This is a genomic window from Ruegeria sp. BE10 (assembly GCF_056538905.1).
This window is the reverse complement of sequence record NZ_JBQFTX010000003.1, coordinates 238,192-252,029: the sequence shown is the minus strand read 5'-3', so window position 1 is coordinate 252,029 and position 13,838 is coordinate 238,192. Positions and strand designations below refer to the sequence as shown.

General features: G+C 58.6%; 16 protein-coding genes. 10 read left to right on the top strand and 6 right to left on the bottom strand.

Annotated elements, in window-relative coordinates; translation table 11 throughout:
* Positions 1-98: 98 nt before the first annotated feature.
* From ACR0M2_RS09460 to ACR0M2_RS09450, 3 genes are all read left to right on the top strand, one after another.
* Positions 99-794 carry a M48 family metallopeptidase gene (locus tag ACR0M2_RS09460; protein WP_170550735.1) on the top strand — a complete coding sequence of 232 codons (696 nt, stop codon included), beginning with the start codon at positions 99-101 and terminating at the stop codon, positions 792-794.
* 30 nt (positions 795-824) lie between these two features.
* Complete coding sequence (locus tag ACR0M2_RS09455) at positions 825-1,472, top strand: GntR family transcriptional regulator (protein WP_170350280.1); 648 nt, start codon at positions 825-827, stop codon at positions 1,470-1,472.
* A gap of 111 nt (positions 1,473-1,583) precedes the next feature.
* Positions 1,584-2,711, top strand: a complete 1,128-nt coding sequence (locus tag ACR0M2_RS09450; protein ID WP_170550738.1) for a lytic murein transglycosylase — start codon at positions 1,584-1,586, stop codon at positions 2,709-2,711.
* Positions 2,712-2,715: 4 nt separating this feature from the next.
* On the opposite strand, the gene ACR0M2_RS09445 is transcribed toward ACR0M2_RS09450, so the two are convergent.
* On the bottom strand, positions 2,716-3,678 hold the full coding sequence (locus ACR0M2_RS09445) for an acetyl-CoA carboxylase carboxyltransferase subunit alpha (RefSeq protein ID WP_170350282.1): 963 nt from the start codon (positions 3,676-3,678) through the stop codon (positions 2,716-2,718).
* Positions 3,679-3,799: 121 nt separating this feature from the next.
* On the opposite strand from ACR0M2_RS09445, the gene ACR0M2_RS09440 reads away from it, so the two are divergent.
* The gene (locus ACR0M2_RS09440; protein WP_480704770.1) at positions 3,800-4,633 is read left to right on the top strand and encodes an AraC family transcriptional regulator; all 834 of its coding nucleotides are present in this window, start codon (positions 3,800-3,802) and stop codon (positions 4,631-4,633) included.
* A gap of 1 nt (position 4,634) precedes the next feature.
* Here ACR0M2_RS09440 and ACR0M2_RS09435 read toward each other — a convergent pair whose 3' ends face one another.
* Positions 4,635-5,231 carry a LysE family translocator gene (locus ACR0M2_RS09435; protein WP_425081523.1) on the bottom strand — a complete coding sequence of 199 codons (597 nt, stop codon included), beginning with the start codon at positions 5,229-5,231 and terminating at the stop codon, positions 4,635-4,637.
* A 73-nt stretch (positions 5,232-5,304) separates the two neighbouring features.
* On the opposite strand from ACR0M2_RS09435, the gene ACR0M2_RS09430 reads away from it, so the two are divergent.
* Both ACR0M2_RS09430 and ACR0M2_RS09425 read left to right on the top strand, forming a co-directional pair.
* Positions 5,305-5,757 carry an Lrp/AsnC family transcriptional regulator gene (locus ACR0M2_RS09430; protein WP_170350285.1) on the top strand — a complete coding sequence of 151 codons (453 nt, stop codon included), beginning with the start codon at positions 5,305-5,307 and terminating at the stop codon, positions 5,755-5,757.
* Between the two features lie 117 nt (positions 5,758-5,874).
* Positions 5,875-6,453, top strand: coding sequence for a PA14 domain-containing protein (locus tag ACR0M2_RS09425; protein WP_170350286.1), 579 nt, complete (start codon positions 5,875-5,877; stop codon positions 6,451-6,453).
* A gap of 36 nt (positions 6,454-6,489) precedes the next feature.
* Here the strand turns inward: ACR0M2_RS09425 and ACR0M2_RS09420 are convergent, their stop codons facing one another.
* Complete coding sequence (locus tag ACR0M2_RS09420) at positions 6,490-7,449, bottom strand: L-malyl-CoA/beta-methylmalyl-CoA lyase (protein WP_170359907.1); 960 nt, start codon at positions 7,447-7,449, stop codon at positions 6,490-6,492.
* A gap of 295 nt (positions 7,450-7,744) precedes the next feature.
* Between ACR0M2_RS09420 and dgcN the strand changes: the two genes are divergently transcribed.
* The 3 genes from dgcN (at position 7,745) to ACR0M2_RS09405 (ending at position 10,712) form a co-directional block, all read left to right on the top strand.
* Positions 7,745-8,746: an N-acetyltransferase DgcN gene (gene dgcN, locus ACR0M2_RS09415; protein WP_480704768.1), complete on the top strand. Its 1,002-nt coding sequence runs from the start codon at positions 7,745-7,747 to the stop codon at positions 8,744-8,746.
* A 63-nt stretch (positions 8,747-8,809) separates the two neighbouring features.
* On the top strand, positions 8,810-9,775 hold the full coding sequence (gene dgcA, locus ACR0M2_RS09410) for an N-acetyl-D-Glu racemase DgcA (RefSeq protein ID WP_480704766.1): 966 nt from the start codon (positions 8,810-8,812) through the stop codon (positions 9,773-9,775).
* 76 nt (positions 9,776-9,851) lie between these two features.
* Positions 9,852-10,712: a D-amino-acid transaminase gene (locus tag ACR0M2_RS09405; protein WP_480704764.1), complete on the top strand. Its 861-nt coding sequence runs from the start codon at positions 9,852-9,854 to the stop codon at positions 10,710-10,712.
* Between the two features lie 44 nt (positions 10,713-10,756).
* Here ACR0M2_RS09405 and ACR0M2_RS09400 read toward each other — a convergent pair whose 3' ends face one another.
* From ACR0M2_RS09400 to ACR0M2_RS09390, 3 genes are all read right to left on the bottom strand, one after another.
* Positions 10,757-11,071 carry a DUF1244 domain-containing protein gene (locus ACR0M2_RS09400; protein WP_480704763.1) on the bottom strand — a complete coding sequence of 105 codons (315 nt, stop codon included), beginning with the start codon at positions 11,069-11,071 and terminating at the stop codon, positions 10,757-10,759.
* 105 nt (positions 11,072-11,176) lie between these two features.
* Positions 11,177-11,416 carry a DUF6868 family protein gene (locus ACR0M2_RS09395; RefSeq protein WP_170359919.1) on the bottom strand — a complete coding sequence of 80 codons (240 nt, stop codon included), beginning with the start codon at positions 11,414-11,416 and terminating at the stop codon, positions 11,177-11,179.
* Between the two features lie 86 nt (positions 11,417-11,502).
* A complete protein-coding gene (locus ACR0M2_RS09390; protein WP_480704761.1) occupies positions 11,503-12,240 on the bottom strand; it encodes an N-formylglutamate amidohydrolase in 738 nt (245 codons plus the stop codon).
* A gap of 133 nt (positions 12,241-12,373) precedes the next feature.
* On the opposite strand from ACR0M2_RS09390, the gene pyk reads away from it, so the two are divergent.
* Complete coding sequence (gene pyk, locus ACR0M2_RS09385; RefSeq protein ID WP_480704759.1) at positions 12,374-13,819, top strand: pyruvate kinase; 1,446 nt, start codon at positions 12,374-12,376, stop codon at positions 13,817-13,819.
* The last annotated feature ends 19 nt before the right edge of the window (positions 13,820-13,838 follow it).

Sequence of the window (13,838 nt, the reverse complement as noted above, 5' to 3'; positions counted from 1 at the left end):
GAAATCCCCTTGATATCAGGTGAGTCGTATCAACGATTCAGGTCACGTGCCACATGCAGCGGGCACTGTCAAAGCCTTTGCGCAGGAGAAACAGGTATATGGGAGATCACGCACTGCCCGGGACGCCACCGGTGCCACTGACGTTGCGCAAATCGGCGCGAGCGCGGCGGATCAGTTTGCGGATTTCCCAATTGGATGGCCGGGTTACGCTGACCTATCCACAAGGCGTGCCAGAAGCCGAAGCCTTGAGTTTTGCGCGCACCAAAGAAGAGTGGATACGTCAGCACCTGCTGGACCGTCCTGACCCTGCGGTGGTTCAGTTCGGGCAAACCATCCCGATCGAAGGCACAGAGCGGCGAATCGTGCCTGCCAGCGGGCGGCGCGTTCTGTTACAGGGCGATGAGGTTGCAGTACCCGAGGGTGCCGAGGCACGGCGTCTGGCGCGATTTCTCAAGGAATTGGCGCGTGATCGCCTGACCGGCGCCTGCGATGATTACGCGGCGATGCTGGGACGGTCCTATTCCAGCCTGACCATGCGCGATACACGGTCGCGTTGGGGGTCGTGCAGTTCCGCTGGCGGTCTGATGTTTTCCTGGCGGTTGATCCTAGCGCCGCCTGAGATCCTGCATTATGTCGCCGCGCATGAGGTGGCGCATCTGGTAGAGATGAACCATTCGGCCGATTTTTGGGCGCAGGTCGAGCAGATTTTCGGCGACTATCGCGATCAGCGGCGTTGGCTGCGCGACAACGGGGCGCAACTGCATCAATACAGATTTGATACCAAGGCAAGTTGACCCCGGGTTCATTTGTGATCACATGGGGGTATGTTGTCCGCACGCCCCACTGAATCCCATACTGCCACCCATGATCGGGTCTATCGTGTTCTTCGCGCACGCATTATGCACGGTGAAATGGCGCCGGGGCAGGCGCTGACCCTTCGCGGGATCGGTAAGGAGTTTGGCGTCTCGATGACCCCCGCGCGCGAGGCCGTGCGCCGCTTGGCAGCCGAGGGAGCGCTGTTTCTATCCACATCGGGCCGAGTTTCGACGCCTGAGCTGACTAATGACCGGATCGAAGAGTTGGCTGCGCTTCGTGCGCTGCTTGAGGTTGAACTTGCCAGCCGCGCCCTGCCGCGTGCACATATGGCGCTGATTGACCGGCTGCAAAGCATCAACATGAACGTGGCCGAGATGGTCACCAAACGTGATGCCGTTGGCTATATTCGCTCAAACCTAGAATTTCACCGCACTCTGTATCTGCGGGCGCAGGCCCCGGCGATGCTCGCGATTGCGGAAACCGTCTGGCTGCAACTTGGTCCCACCATGCGTGCGCTGTACGGCCGACTGCGGCGGACCGACCCGCCGCATAACCACAAACTGATCATCGCGGCATTGCAGGCCGGTGACGAGCCTGGATTGCGTTTGGCCGTCCGCTCGGACGTGACCCAGGGACTGAGGTTGCTGGTCAGCTGAGCGGCTTGTTGCCGAAGCCCGAATTTTGCATCTGATTGACGTCGTCGTTCTGGTTTGGGGATTGGGTCTGGGCTAGTCTGGACCAAATCACAACAAGAGCAGTTTTCAGTTATGATCAATCGACGGATATTTTCTTTGGGGCTCGGGTCAGCCCTGTTGTCGGCCTGTTCCACAGGCACCCCCACCAGCACCCCGGCATCCCGGATGCGGCCTGTGCCCAACGCCGGGTGGGATGCGTGGGTTGCCGGTTTCAAGGGCCGCGCGGCGTCGCAGGGGATATCGCAGACAACCCTAAACCTGGCTTTTCAGGGGGCGGGGTACCTGCCCGATGTGATCGAGCGGGACCGCAATCAGGTCGAATTCAAACGTTCACTCGAGGACTATTTGGCCATCGCGGCCTCAGATGAGCGGATCGCAACCGGCAAGCAGATGCTGGTGCGCCATGCAGGCACCCTGTCGCAGATCGAGGCGAAATATGGCGTCGACAAAGAAGTAATCGTGGCCGTCTGGGGCTTGGAAAGCCGCTACGGCGCGCGGCGCGGGGATGTGCCGGTGGTGTCCGCAGTGTCGACTTTGGCTTATGACGGGCGGCGCGGTGCGTTCTTTGAAAAGCAACTGATCGCAGCTTTGTGGATCATTCAAGAGGGCGACACAAGCCCCGCCAACATGACCGGCAGCTGGGCCGGAGCAATGGGACACACGCAGTTCATTCCGACATCCTATCTGGCCTATGCGGTGGATTTCACCGGCGACGGACGGCGGGATATCTGGTCCGAGGATCCCACGGATTCGCTGGCCTCGACCGCGGCCTATCTGGCGCGCGCGGGCTGGGTACGCGGGCAGCCCTGGGGCGGTGAGGCTGGCACTGTATCCGGCACGCCGGTTACAGTTTTGCAGCCGCAGACACCCGGCCCCCGCATTGCGGTGTTCCGCAATTTTCAGGTCATCAAGCGCTATAACAACTCGGACAGCTACGCGATTGGCGTCGGACATTTGTCTGACCGGATTGCAGGCGGTGCGCCGTTTCAGGCCTCATTCGGGCCAGACGCAACGGGTTTGACGCTGGAAGATCGCAAGGAGCTCCAGCGCCGACTGACATCGGCCGGCTATGATACTCAGGGCGCGGACGGGGTGATCGGCAACAACACCAAATCCGCCATCAGCGCCTATCAACGCGCCAGTGGCATGCCGGTCACTGGGGAACCCTCGGTTGCGTTGCTGCGCAGCTTGGGGGGCTGACGGTTTACGCCGCCAGCCCTTTCGAGCCGATATCGAGGAATTTCTGCCGGCGGTCTTGAATCAGGGCCGCCGCGTCTTTGCCGTCCAGTTCTTTCAGCATCAGGGTGATAGCATCCCGAACGGATTCGACGGTGGCAGGACGGTCGCGATGGGCACCGCCTTTGGGTTCCTGAATGATAAGATCGCAGACGCCCAGCTTGTGCAGGTCCTGCGCGGTCAGGCGCAGCGCCTCGGCGGCCTCGCGCATCTTTTCGGCATCTTTCCACAGGATCGAAGCGCAGCCTTCCGGCGAGATCACCGAATATACCGAATGTTCCAGCATCGCGACGCGGTTCGCGGTGGCAAAGGCCACAGCCCCGCCGGACCCGCCTTCGCCGATGATCACCGACACCAGCGGCACGCCGATCTTCAGGCACATCTCGGTCGACCGGGCAATGGCCTCGGACTGACCGCGTTCCTCGGCCCCCTTGCCGGGATAGGCGCCTGCCGTGTCGATCAGAGTGATAACGGGCAGGCCAAAGCGACCGGCCATTTCCATCAGGCGCACGGCCTTGCGATACCCTTCGGGGCGGGCCATGCCGAAATTCCGTTCGATCCGCGATTTGGTGTCCGAACCCTTTTCATGACCAATCACCATCACCGGCTGATCGTTGAATCGGGCCAGACCACCGATAACTGCCAGATCGTCGGCAAAGTTGCGATCGCCCGCCAGCGGGGTGAACTCGGTAAACAGCGCCTCGACATAGTCCTTGCAATGCGGGCGGTCCGGATGGCGCGCCACCTGGCATTTTCGCCAGGGGGTCAGATCGCCATAAAGCTCTTCCAGAAGCTTTGCGGCCTTGGCGTCCAGCGCAGCGGCTTCTTCGGCCACGTCCATTTCTTCGTTGGCACGGGCCAGCGCACGCAATTCCTCGGCCTTGCCTTCAATCTCGGCCAGCGGTTTTTCGAAATCCAGATACTGGGTCATGACGCCTCTCAACGCGGAAGTTCTTTGCTATATGACCTGAGGTTGCGCGGGATGCAACTCAGCAAGATTTGTGGATGCGGAATATGCGACCACGGATAAGCAAAGAGAAGGAAGGTTGCCGATGGCAAACAGCTACGAAGATCGCATTCTGCGCGTCTTGACTTACATCCACGATCACCCCGCCGGGGATCTGTCGTTGGATGCCTTGTCTGATGTGGCTGCGATGTCCCGGTTTCACTGGCATCGTGTGTTTCGCGCGATTACCGGCGAAACCTGCGCGCAAGCTGTCCGCCGGATCCGGTTGCACCGTGCCGCGTGTTGGCTGGTGCAAACCGACCGGTCCGTGGCAGAGATCGCGTCGGCGGTGGGTTATCCTAATCTGAATTCCTTTGTGCGGGCCTTTTCGCAGGCCTACAGCGCCAGCCCGGCGGCCTTTAGAAAATCCGGGCGTTGGCTGGTGCTTAATCGCAAATTGAGAATCGGAGAATATCCAATGCATCCCGTTACAACCCGTACAGAACCCGCCCGCCGCGTAATCGCCTTGGCTCATAAAGGGGATTACGCAGAGATCGGCAATAAGTTTGAGGCATTTGGTGCCTTGTGTGATTCCCGCAACCTATGGTCTCAACTTGGTCCAGTCATCGGAGTCTATCTGGACAGCCCCGATGATGTGTCACAAGACCAACTGCGCAGCTATGCAGGCGCCGAATTCAAAGGTGGTGACACACCAGAGGGTATGGAAGACGTGCAGATTCCAGGCGGCAAAACAGCTATTCTGACCTACAAGGGCCCATACTCCGGTTTGCACGCGGCGTATCACACGCTGTTCGGAAACTGGCTGCCTGAGTCAGGCGAGGAACCCGCGGACCAGCCGTGCTACGAGATCTACCTGAACGATCCGCGCAACACCGCACCCGAAGAGCTGCTGACCGAAATTTGCCTACCGCTGAAATAGGTCAGTTTGGCCACAGGACCGGGTAAAGCGAGGCGACCAGCAGCACCGCCATGGTCCAGTTGAACACCACCAACCGGCGCGGGTTCGTCAGAATCCGCGCCATCTGCTGCCCCAGCACCGTCCAGGTGCTGACTGACGGCAGGTTCACCGCTCCGAATATCAGCGCCACGATGATGATGGCTTGCATCGTGTGATCTGGCGTGTAGGCCGTAGTAGCCGTCAGGGCCATGGCCCAGGCCTTTGGATTGACCCATTGAAAGGCGGCAGCTTGCAGAAAGGTCATTGGATCACCCTCGGCCATCTTGCCATTGGCCGGGGCCGCATGCGCGATCTTCCACGCCAGATACAGTAGATAGACGACCGAGGCGAGTTTCAGCACCGTGTAGCTGACCGGGTATCGGTCAAATACCTGCACCAAACCGGCACCGACCAGCAGGACCATGACAGTAAACCCCAACCCGATCCCCAACATATGCGGGATGGTTCGGCGAAACCCGAAATTAGCCCCCGAGGCCATCAGCATCAGGTTGTTCGGCCCAGGCGTGATGGACGAGACAAAAGCAAAGGCGATCAGGGCCAGAAGGATATCATAGGTCATGGCGGGGATAATCACTGACAAAACAGCAAATGAAATTGCGTTTTTGTGCGTGTTTGGGGTAATTACACAATTAATGGCGAAGATTGATCACATAAATCAACAAATATTGCGCGCGCTGACAGGTGACGGCCGTATCAGCAACTTGGAACTGGCGGACCGCGTTGGCCTGTCGCCCTCGGCCTGCTTGCGTCGCGTGCAAGAACTTGAGCGCGCTGGCGTGATCACCGGCTACCGCGCGGTATTAAGCCCGAAAGAACTGGGCGTAGGGTTCGTGGGTTACATCGGCGTTGGATTGGGAGAGCATACCAAAGCCGCGCAGGAAGGTTTTGAACGGGCCGTGCAGCATGCGCCCGAAGTGATTGAATGCCACAATATCACCGGCACCATCGAATACTTGCTGCGCGTGGAATGCGCTGATCTTGCCGAGTACAAAACCTTTCACACAGAGGTGCTGGGAACCCTGCCGCATGTGACGTCGATCACCTCCTACGTGGTGATGGATTCACCCAAGGATTTGCGCGCCTGACAGGGAAATTGTGAATTTTAACTGTCTTGCGGGGAAAATCCTCACATCCTAGTGTCACAGCAATGGGAAAACCAAAATGGGGGCAAACCCCTCTTATGCCGTCACAGGGAGACGATCATGAAACTTATCAAAGCCGGTGCGCTTGCCGCAGCTATGGCATTGATTGCCGGAGCGGTAGCGTCAGCGCCGCTTAAGCTGCAACCTGCAAGCCCACAACCCAGCCCGCAGGCCGGGTTGAATGTGAAATACTATGGTACAGGCAATCAACACAAGAAGATCCGAGATCTGAGCCAGGCGAAAAGCCTGCTGTCACAAGCGCAACCCGGAACACCGTTGCGGGGGTTGGATTACAGGGACACCAGCAAGGGTGAGGACGTCATGACATTCGACGGCGCTTACAACGTTGCTGCCGAAGTTACTGGGTATATGCGGTTCGACTCGCCGGGGATTTACGAGTTGGAAACGTGGTCAAATGACGGGATTGAGGCTTCGGTTGGTGGTCAACAGATTGGCCGCGTAACCGGTATTCAAGGCTGTGAAGCCAATCAACGTACCGAAGTAGAAGTGCCCCAGGCGGGCTGGTATCCGTTGAAGATCATCTATTTCCAAAAATTGGGATCCTCTTGCCTGATGATGAAGTCGGGCAAACAAGGCGAAAAGCTCACCTGGGTGCCCAACGACATCTTCGGGCGGTAACAAGAAGGCGCCCCGCAGGGCGCCTTTTTTTGGCCATTAGCCAGCGGCGATCAGTTCCGCTTGCGCCACAATCACTTCGGCCTGTTTGATCGACGCGATATCGACCAGACGCCCTTTGTAGACGGTCGCGCCTTCGCCATTGGCCTTGGCCTGTTCCATTGCCGCCAGGATTTCGCGCGCTTCCGAAACAGCCTCGTCCGAGGGGGTAAAAACCTCGTTGGCCAGTGCGATCTGCTTGGGATGGATCGCCCATTTGCCGACCATACCCAGCGTGGCTGAGCGTTTGGCCTGTGCGATGTATCCCTCATCATCCGAGAAGTCACCAAACGGCCCGTCCACCGGCAGCACGCCATGGGTTCGGCAAGCGGCGACGATGGCCGCTTGTGCCCAATGCCAAGGATCGGACCAGTGCTTTTCGCCTTCGCGCAGCATGTAATAGTTTTCCTGCGTTCCGCCGATGCCGGTGGTCTGCATGCCCATCGAGGCCGCGAAATCCGCCGCACCCAGGCTCATCGCCTGCATTCGTGGTGACGAGGCAGCGATTTCCTCGACATGGGCAATACCTGCGGCAGATTCGATGATCACTTCGAAGGATACCGGCTTGGTGCGGCCCTTGGCGCGTTCGATGGCGGTAACCAGCGCGTCCACGGCATAGACATCTTCGGCGCAGCCGACCTTGGGGATCATGATCTGGTCCAGACGGTCGCCAGCCTGTTCCAGCAGATCCACAACGTCGCGATACCAATAGGGTGTGTCCAGTCCGTTAATGCGCACGGACATGTACTTGTTGCCCCAATCCACGGTGTTCAGCGCCTCGATCACATTGGCGCGAGCCGCGTCCTTGTCCGACGGCGCCACCGAGTCCTCAAGATCAAGGTTGATCACGTCTGCCGCTGACGCGGCCATTTTCGGAAACAGCTTGGTGTTCGATCCAGGCCCGAACAGCTGGCAACGGTTGGGGCGGGCGGGGGCGGCGGGTTGAAGGCGAAAGCTCATCTGGACCTCGTGCGAGAAATGAAATTACAATTTTTCTGCTCATTGAGGTATTAAATTGCGTGCTTATGCGCAAGCGTCTTTATGCAAGTGCGGCATTGCGTTCGCAGCATTTGCCACGGAAAGCGATCAAACTGGTGATTAAAGTTTAATCACTGTGAAAACTTGAAAGAATATTTCAGTAAATGAAGAATTCGCGCGAAAATTTCCCACCAATGGCAACTATGTCAGGCGAAAACGCAAAGCACTCGTCAGGCGCGTCCCATAGGCTGCGCCGGAATCAAAGGAGTGAACCGCAATGATCGAGACACCGTACCTGCTGTTTTTGGGCGATGCGCCCGACCAATTGGCGGCCAAAGTGGCAGTTGGCATCAAAGACTGGCGCCCGGAAAACGCTGTGGGCCAATATCGGATGGACGGCTGCAAGGCCGATCTGGGCCTGACGGACATGACCCTGACCGAAGCAAAAGAGGCGGGCGCTAAGACTCTGGTCATCGGTGTGGCCAACCGTGGCGGCGTGATCAGCCAGGAATGGAAAAAGGTTCTGGTGATGGCGCTGGAGGAAGGCTTTGATCTGGCGTCTGGCCTGCACAACCTGCTGCGCGACGAGCCCGATCTGGTTGCCGTTGCCGAGGCCACGGGCCGCAAGCTGCATGATGTGCGCGTTCCCGAGGTCGAGTACCCGATCGCAAACGGCATCAAACGCAAGGGCAAGCGGTGTCTGGCAGTTGGCACGGATTGCTCGGTAGGCAAGATGTACACGGCGATGGCGATGGATGCCGAAATGCGCAAGCGTGGCATGAAATCCACCTTCCGTGCCACCGGCCAGACCGGTATTCTGATCACCGGTGACGGTGTGCCGCTGGACGCCGTGATCGCTGACTTCATGGCCGGATCGGTCGAATGGCTGACACCCGACAATGACGACGACCACTGGGACTTGATCGAAGGGCAGGGATCGCTGTTCCACGTGTCCTACTCCGGTGTGACCATGGCGCTAATCCACGGCGGCCAGCCGGACGCACTGATCCTGAGCCACGAACCCACCCGTGAGCATATGCGCGGTCTGCCGACCTATACTTTGCCGACGCTTGAAAACCTGCGCGACACCGCGCTGGCACTTGCCAAGGTTGCAAACCCTGATTGTCAGGTCGTGGGTGTCTCGGTCAACACACAGCACATGAGCGAAAAGGACGCCATCGCCTATCTGGCGAAGGTCGAGGCCGATATGGGGCTACCCGCCACTGATCCGTTCCGCTTTGGTCCGGGCAAACTGGTCGACGCGCTGGCCGCGTTGTGATCAATAGACCCCGCCAGAGGACTCTCTGGCGGGGAAATCTTGAATGAATAAAGGAGTGGGCGCGTGCAGATTGACGTCTCTCGTGATGTATTCCGGTTGGCTCAGGTCTTTACTATCTCGCGCGGGTCTAGGACCGAAGCGAATGTGCTGACTGTACGTGTATCGGATGGCGGGCATCAGGGGTGGGGCGAATGTGTGCCCTACGCTCGGTATAATGAGACGCTGGAGTCGGTCGAGGCCGAAATTGCCAGTTTGCCCCGGACGTTTGATCGAGCGCAGTTGATGGATCTGTTGCCCGCTGGTGCCGCCCGCAATGCGGTAGACTGTGCACTGTGGGATCTTGAGGCGAAGCGCGCCGGAAAACGTGCATGGGAACTGGCCGGTCTGCCCGCGCCCGGCCCAGAGATCACCGCCTACACCTTGTCGCTGGACACGCCGGAAAAGATGCAGGCACAGGCGGCTGAGAACGCGTATCGTCCGCTGTTGAAGATTAAGCTGGGTACGCCAGACGACATGCCTCGTCTGGAAGCCGTACGCGCAGGTGCCCCTGACGCCAAGATCATCGTCGACGCCAATGAGGGCTGGTCGGCCGAAGTCTACGCCGATCTGGCACCGCATCTGGTGCGGCTGGGAGTTGCGCTGGTCGAACAGCCTCTGCCAGCCGGGGAAGATGACGCCCTGATCGGGATGGATCGCCCGGTGCCGGTGTGTGCCGATGAATCGTGCCATGACCGCAGTAGCCTGCCCGCGATGAAGGGCAAGTATGACGTAGTAAACATCAAGCTCGACAAGACTGGCGGTTTGACCGAGGCGCTGGCCCTGCGTGAACAGGCGCTGGCCGAGGGTTACAAAGTTATGGTCGGATGCATGGTCGGCAGTTCGCTGGCTATGGCGCCCGCGACACTGCTGGCGCAGGGTGCGATGGTAACAGACCTTGACGGCCCGCTTCTGTTGGCCGAAGACCGCGACAACCCGCTGAATTTTGATGATGCCGGAGTGCATCCGCCTTTGGCGGCGCTCTGGGGGTGACGAACGCCCGGAAAATGATCCGGTGGATCATTTTCAGTAAGGAACGGGCGAAGCCCTGAGACGAAAAGGATATGACATGACCCGCACCGTTTACGTGAATGGCGAATACCTGCCTGAAACCGAAGCCAAGGTTTCCATTTTTGACCGTGGTTTCCTGTTCGCGGATGCCGTTTACGAAGTCACCAGCGTTCTGGATGGAAAGCTGATCGATTTTGAAGGCCATGCCGTGCGCCTCAAGCGGTCTCTGGACGAGTTGGAGATGGCCGAGCCCTGCACCAAGGATGAGCTGCTGGACATTCACCGCAAGCTGGTTGAGCTGAACGGCATCGAAGAAGGTCTTGTGTACCTGCAGGTCAGCCGTGGATCGGATGGCGACCGGGATTTCGTGTTCCCGTCGGCGGACACCAAGCCCAGTCTGGTTCTGTTCACGCAGAACAAGCCGGGTCTGGCCGACAGCCCAGCGGCAAAAAAAGGTGCAAAGATCATCTCGATCGAGGATATCCGCTGGGGTCGCCGCGATATCAAAACCGTTCAGCTGCTGTACCCGTCGATGGGTAAGATGATGGCCAAGAAAGCGGGCTGCGACGATGCATGGCTGATCGAAGACGGCTGTGTCACCGAGGGCACCAGCAACAACGCCTACTACGTGAAAGACGGCAAGATCGTCACCCGCCCGCTGTCGACCGACATTCTGCACGGGATCACCCGTAAGGCCGTGCTGCGCATGGCGGCTGAGGCGCAGATGGAAGTCGAAGAACGCCTGTTCACCATCGACGAAGCGAAAGAGGCGGACGAAGCCTTTACCACCTCGGCCAGTGCCTTTGTCATGCCGGTAGTTGAAATTGACGGTGTAACGCTGGGGGATGGCACGCCGGGCCCGATCGCCAAACGGCTGCGTGAGATTTACCTGGACGAAAGCCGCAAGGCAGCGATCTAAAGCAAAGGCCCGCCGGATTGGCGGGCCTTTTTCGTTTTAGGGGATTAGTCTTTTTTCCCAACATTCTCTTCAAACGCGACCTTGAAGGTGGCCTGTTTTTCAGGGCTTGCGTCGGTCTGATAGTTCGCCTTCCACTCATCCATGGTCATGCCGTAGAAAATCTGACGGGCTTCGTCCTTGCCCATCTCGATGCCCTTTTCATTGGCCGCTTCCTGATACCAGCGCGACAGGCAATTGCGGCAGAACCCGGCCAGATTCATCATGTCGATGTTCTGAACGTCCGTGCGGTCTTCCATCAGGTGCTTTTGCAACCGGCGGAACGCGGCGGCCTGAAGTTCGATTTCGGTTTGCTTGTCCATTGTCGGGCTCCCAATGCGTGTCGTTTGCCTGACCTAACAATCCGAAGGCGTCGTTACAATAAACAGGAAGGGCCAGCAGGCCCTTCCCAGCGATCGATTTCGGTTTTAAGCCAGCTTCAGGGCCAGCCACGGCATCAGGCAGAATACGATGGTCAGTATCTTGTAGTTGGCCAGATACCGGAAATAGGCCCTTTTCGCATCGCCAGGCTCCATCTGGAACATCCGGCCGTGTATCTTGGCAGCCCAGTCCTGTGAAACAACAATCATCAGAGTAGTGAACACCAGAAGGGCGAGGTTAAGGACCGTCATCCAGCCGAAGACGGTCGTCAGGAATTCCTGAGTCATGGTCGTCTCCTTTCCCTTAATATATGGGGGCTCGGGATACCCTCACAATAACGTGAGACCCGGAATCGACCTTATTTGACCTGACGTCAAAGACCGCTTTCGCTCAAAGCGTCCTGCAGGATTATGGCCAAACGCTCTGCCCATTCACGCTGTCCGGCATTGTCCGCGATCAGATCATTACGCAGCTCGATCAAGGTGTTAGGGCGGCCATGCGTTGTGCAGTGCCGATCAATTGCGTCACCGGGCAGCACGCCAGTATAGGGCTCGTTGACACCAACACACAGGTCTGCTTCGGCCTCAAGACGGTCGATCAACGGGCGCGAGAACCGTTCATCCGGAGTGTGCAGCACCCCGATTTGCCATGGGCGTGGGTCGCGGCCACGCAGTTGGCGGGTGAAGGAATGCATCGACACGATCACCGCATGCGGCAGGCCCGCCATACGTTCCAGCGCCTCGTGATAGGGGCGGTAGCACATGTTCAAACGCCGTTCACGCTCAGACGCGTCTGCGTGGCGGTTGCCGGGGATGATTGAACCGTCATACAGCTTCATCAGCAGGGTGGGGTCATCCTCACCCCGGTTGGGATCAATCACCAGACGTGAGAAATTGGCGGCAATAACTGGCGCGTTCAGGATCTCTCCCAAATGCTTTGACACCTCATACGCGCCCACGTCATAGGCGATGTGACGCTCCATATCCTCGCGCGGCAGGCCGAGGTCTCCGCCGTTGATTTCGGGGGGCACCGTGTTGGTTGCGTGGTCACATGTGATCAGCCAGCGCGAGGGGCGATCAGCGCCGTGGATAAAAAACGGGGAATACGTCATAAGCCTGTCATCTAGTTTGCCGCAGGTGTAGGGCAGTTGCTTCGGAAAGGGAATTGCGCAATAAGCAGCCTGATGCAATGTTTGCGGTAACATTTGTGCGATTCAGACAGAAGACGTGAGGAGAGAAATACCAATGCGACGCCTGAGGAATGTAAAAATCGTGGCGACGCTGGGACCGGCGTCCAATGATTATGACACCATCCGTGCGCTGCACGAGGCCGGGGCAGATGTGTTTCGTCTGAACATGAGCCACGGCAGTCATGATGAGATTCGCGAACGTCACCGGATCATCCGACAGGTGGAAAAGGATCTGGAAAGCCCGATTGCGATTCTGGCTGACCTGCAAGGGCCCAAACTGCGCGTGGGTGAGTTCGCCAATGACGCCGAAGAACTGGAAGAGGGCGCAGCCTTCCGTCTGGACCTTGACGCTACTCCGGGGGACAGAGGCCGCGTTTGTCTGCCGCATCCCGAGATTTTCGCCGCACTTGAACCGGGCGCGCGGCTGTTGGTCAATGACGGCAAAATCCGCCTGATCGTTCAGGATTGTGGCAAAGAATTCGCCAATTGCACGGTGGAGGTCGGAGGCACGATATCGAACCGGAAAGGTGTGAACGTCCCCGATGTGGTTCTTCCGTTGGCCGCGCTGTCTGAAAAAGATCGCGATGATCTGGAGTTTGTCTGTAAATTGGGCGTTGACTGGCTGGGGTTGAGCTTTGTTCAGCGCGCCAAGGACGTCTTTGAGGCCCGGGCACTGGCTGATGGCCGGGCCTCAATCCTGTCCAAGATCGAAAAACCTGCGGCAGTTGAGGCATTTGACGAAATCCTCGATGCCTCGGACGGGATCATGGTGGCCCGCGGCGACCTGGGGGTCGAATTGCCGGTTTCAGCCGTACCGCCGATCCAGAAACGGCTGGTCAGGCGGTGCCGCGCGGCGGCTAAGCCGGTGATCGTGGCCACTCAGATGTTGGAGAGTATGATCGAAAGCCCGATGCCAACGCGAGCCGAGGTTTCGGACGTCGCGACAGCGATTTATGAAGGCACAGATGCCATCATGCTCAGCGCTGAATCAGCGGCGGGGTCGTATCCGATAGAGGCCGTGCAAACCATGAACAAGGTCGCTATCGAGGTCGAGGCCGATCCGACCTACACCCAGATCATCGCCGCCTCGCGCACCGCAAAGGGCACCACAATTGCTGACGGGATCGTGGCAGCTGCGCGTGAGATTGCTGAAAAGACAGACATCAAGGCCATTTGTTGCTTTACCCAAAGCGGCACAACGGCGCTGTTGACCGCGCGGGAACGTCCCGGTGTGCCGATCATCGCCATGACGCCCGCCACCGGAACCGCACGGCGCCTGTGCCTGAGCTGGGGCTGCCATTGCGTGATGACGCCCGAGCTTGAGCGCTTTAAGGGTGCCGTTGTCAATGCTGCTCGAACGGCCCGCGCTGCTGGGTTTGCTACCGAGACCGATCAGATTGTGGTCACCGCTGGGGTGCCGTTCAACGTACCCGGAACCACTAATATCCTGCGTATTGCGCCCTGTGACGAACGTTTGATTTACAACACAGATCCGGGCTGATGAACTTGCGTCAACGTGC

Excerpts from the sequence above, each read along its gene's own strand:
- ACR0M2_RS09460 (WP_170550735.1), top strand. The coding sequence starts at position 99 with ATGGGAGATCACGCACTGCCCGGGACGCCACCGGTGCCACTGACGTTG.
- ACR0M2_RS09455 (WP_170350280.1), top strand. The coding sequence starts at position 825 with ATGTTGTCCGCACGCCCCACTGAATCCCATACTGCCACCCATGATCGG.
- ACR0M2_RS09450 (WP_170550738.1), top strand. The coding sequence starts at position 1,584 with ATGATCAATCGACGGATATTTTCTTTGGGGCTCGGGTCAGCCCTGTTG.
- ACR0M2_RS09445 (WP_170350282.1), bottom strand. The coding sequence starts at position 3,678 with ATGACCCAGTATCTGGATTTCGAAAAACCGCTGGCCGAGATTGAAGGC.
- ACR0M2_RS09440 (WP_480704770.1), top strand. The coding sequence starts at position 3,800 with ATGGCAAACAGCTACGAAGATCGCATTCTGCGCGTCTTGACTTACATC.
- ACR0M2_RS09435 (WP_425081523.1), bottom strand. The coding sequence starts at position 5,231 with ATGACCTATGATATCCTTCTGGCCCTGATCGCCTTTGCTTTTGTCTCG.
- ACR0M2_RS09430 (WP_170350285.1), top strand. The coding sequence starts at position 5,305 with ATGGCGAAGATTGATCACATAAATCAACAAATATTGCGCGCGCTGACA.
- ACR0M2_RS09425 (WP_170350286.1), top strand. The coding sequence starts at position 5,875 with ATGAAACTTATCAAAGCCGGTGCGCTTGCCGCAGCTATGGCATTGATT.
- ACR0M2_RS09420 (WP_170359907.1), bottom strand. The coding sequence starts at position 7,449 with ATGAGCTTTCGCCTTCAACCCGCCGCCCCCGCCCGCCCCAACCGTTGC.
- dgcN (WP_480704768.1), top strand. The coding sequence starts at position 7,745 with ATGATCGAGACACCGTACCTGCTGTTTTTGGGCGATGCGCCCGACCAA.
- ACR0M2_RS09405 (WP_480704764.1), top strand. The coding sequence starts at position 9,852 with ATGACCCGCACCGTTTACGTGAATGGCGAATACCTGCCTGAAACCGAA.
- ACR0M2_RS09400 (WP_480704763.1), bottom strand. The coding sequence starts at position 11,071 with ATGGACAAGCAAACCGAAATCGAACTTCAGGCCGCCGCGTTCCGCCGG.
- ACR0M2_RS09395 (WP_170359919.1), bottom strand. The coding sequence starts at position 11,416 with ATGACTCAGGAATTCCTGACGACCGTCTTCGGCTGGATGACGGTCCTT.
- ACR0M2_RS09390 (WP_480704761.1), bottom strand. The coding sequence starts at position 12,240 with ATGACGTATTCCCCGTTTTTTATCCACGGCGCTGATCGCCCCTCGCGC.
- pyk (WP_480704759.1), top strand. The coding sequence starts at position 12,374 with ATGCGACGCCTGAGGAATGTAAAAATCGTGGCGACGCTGGGACCGGCG.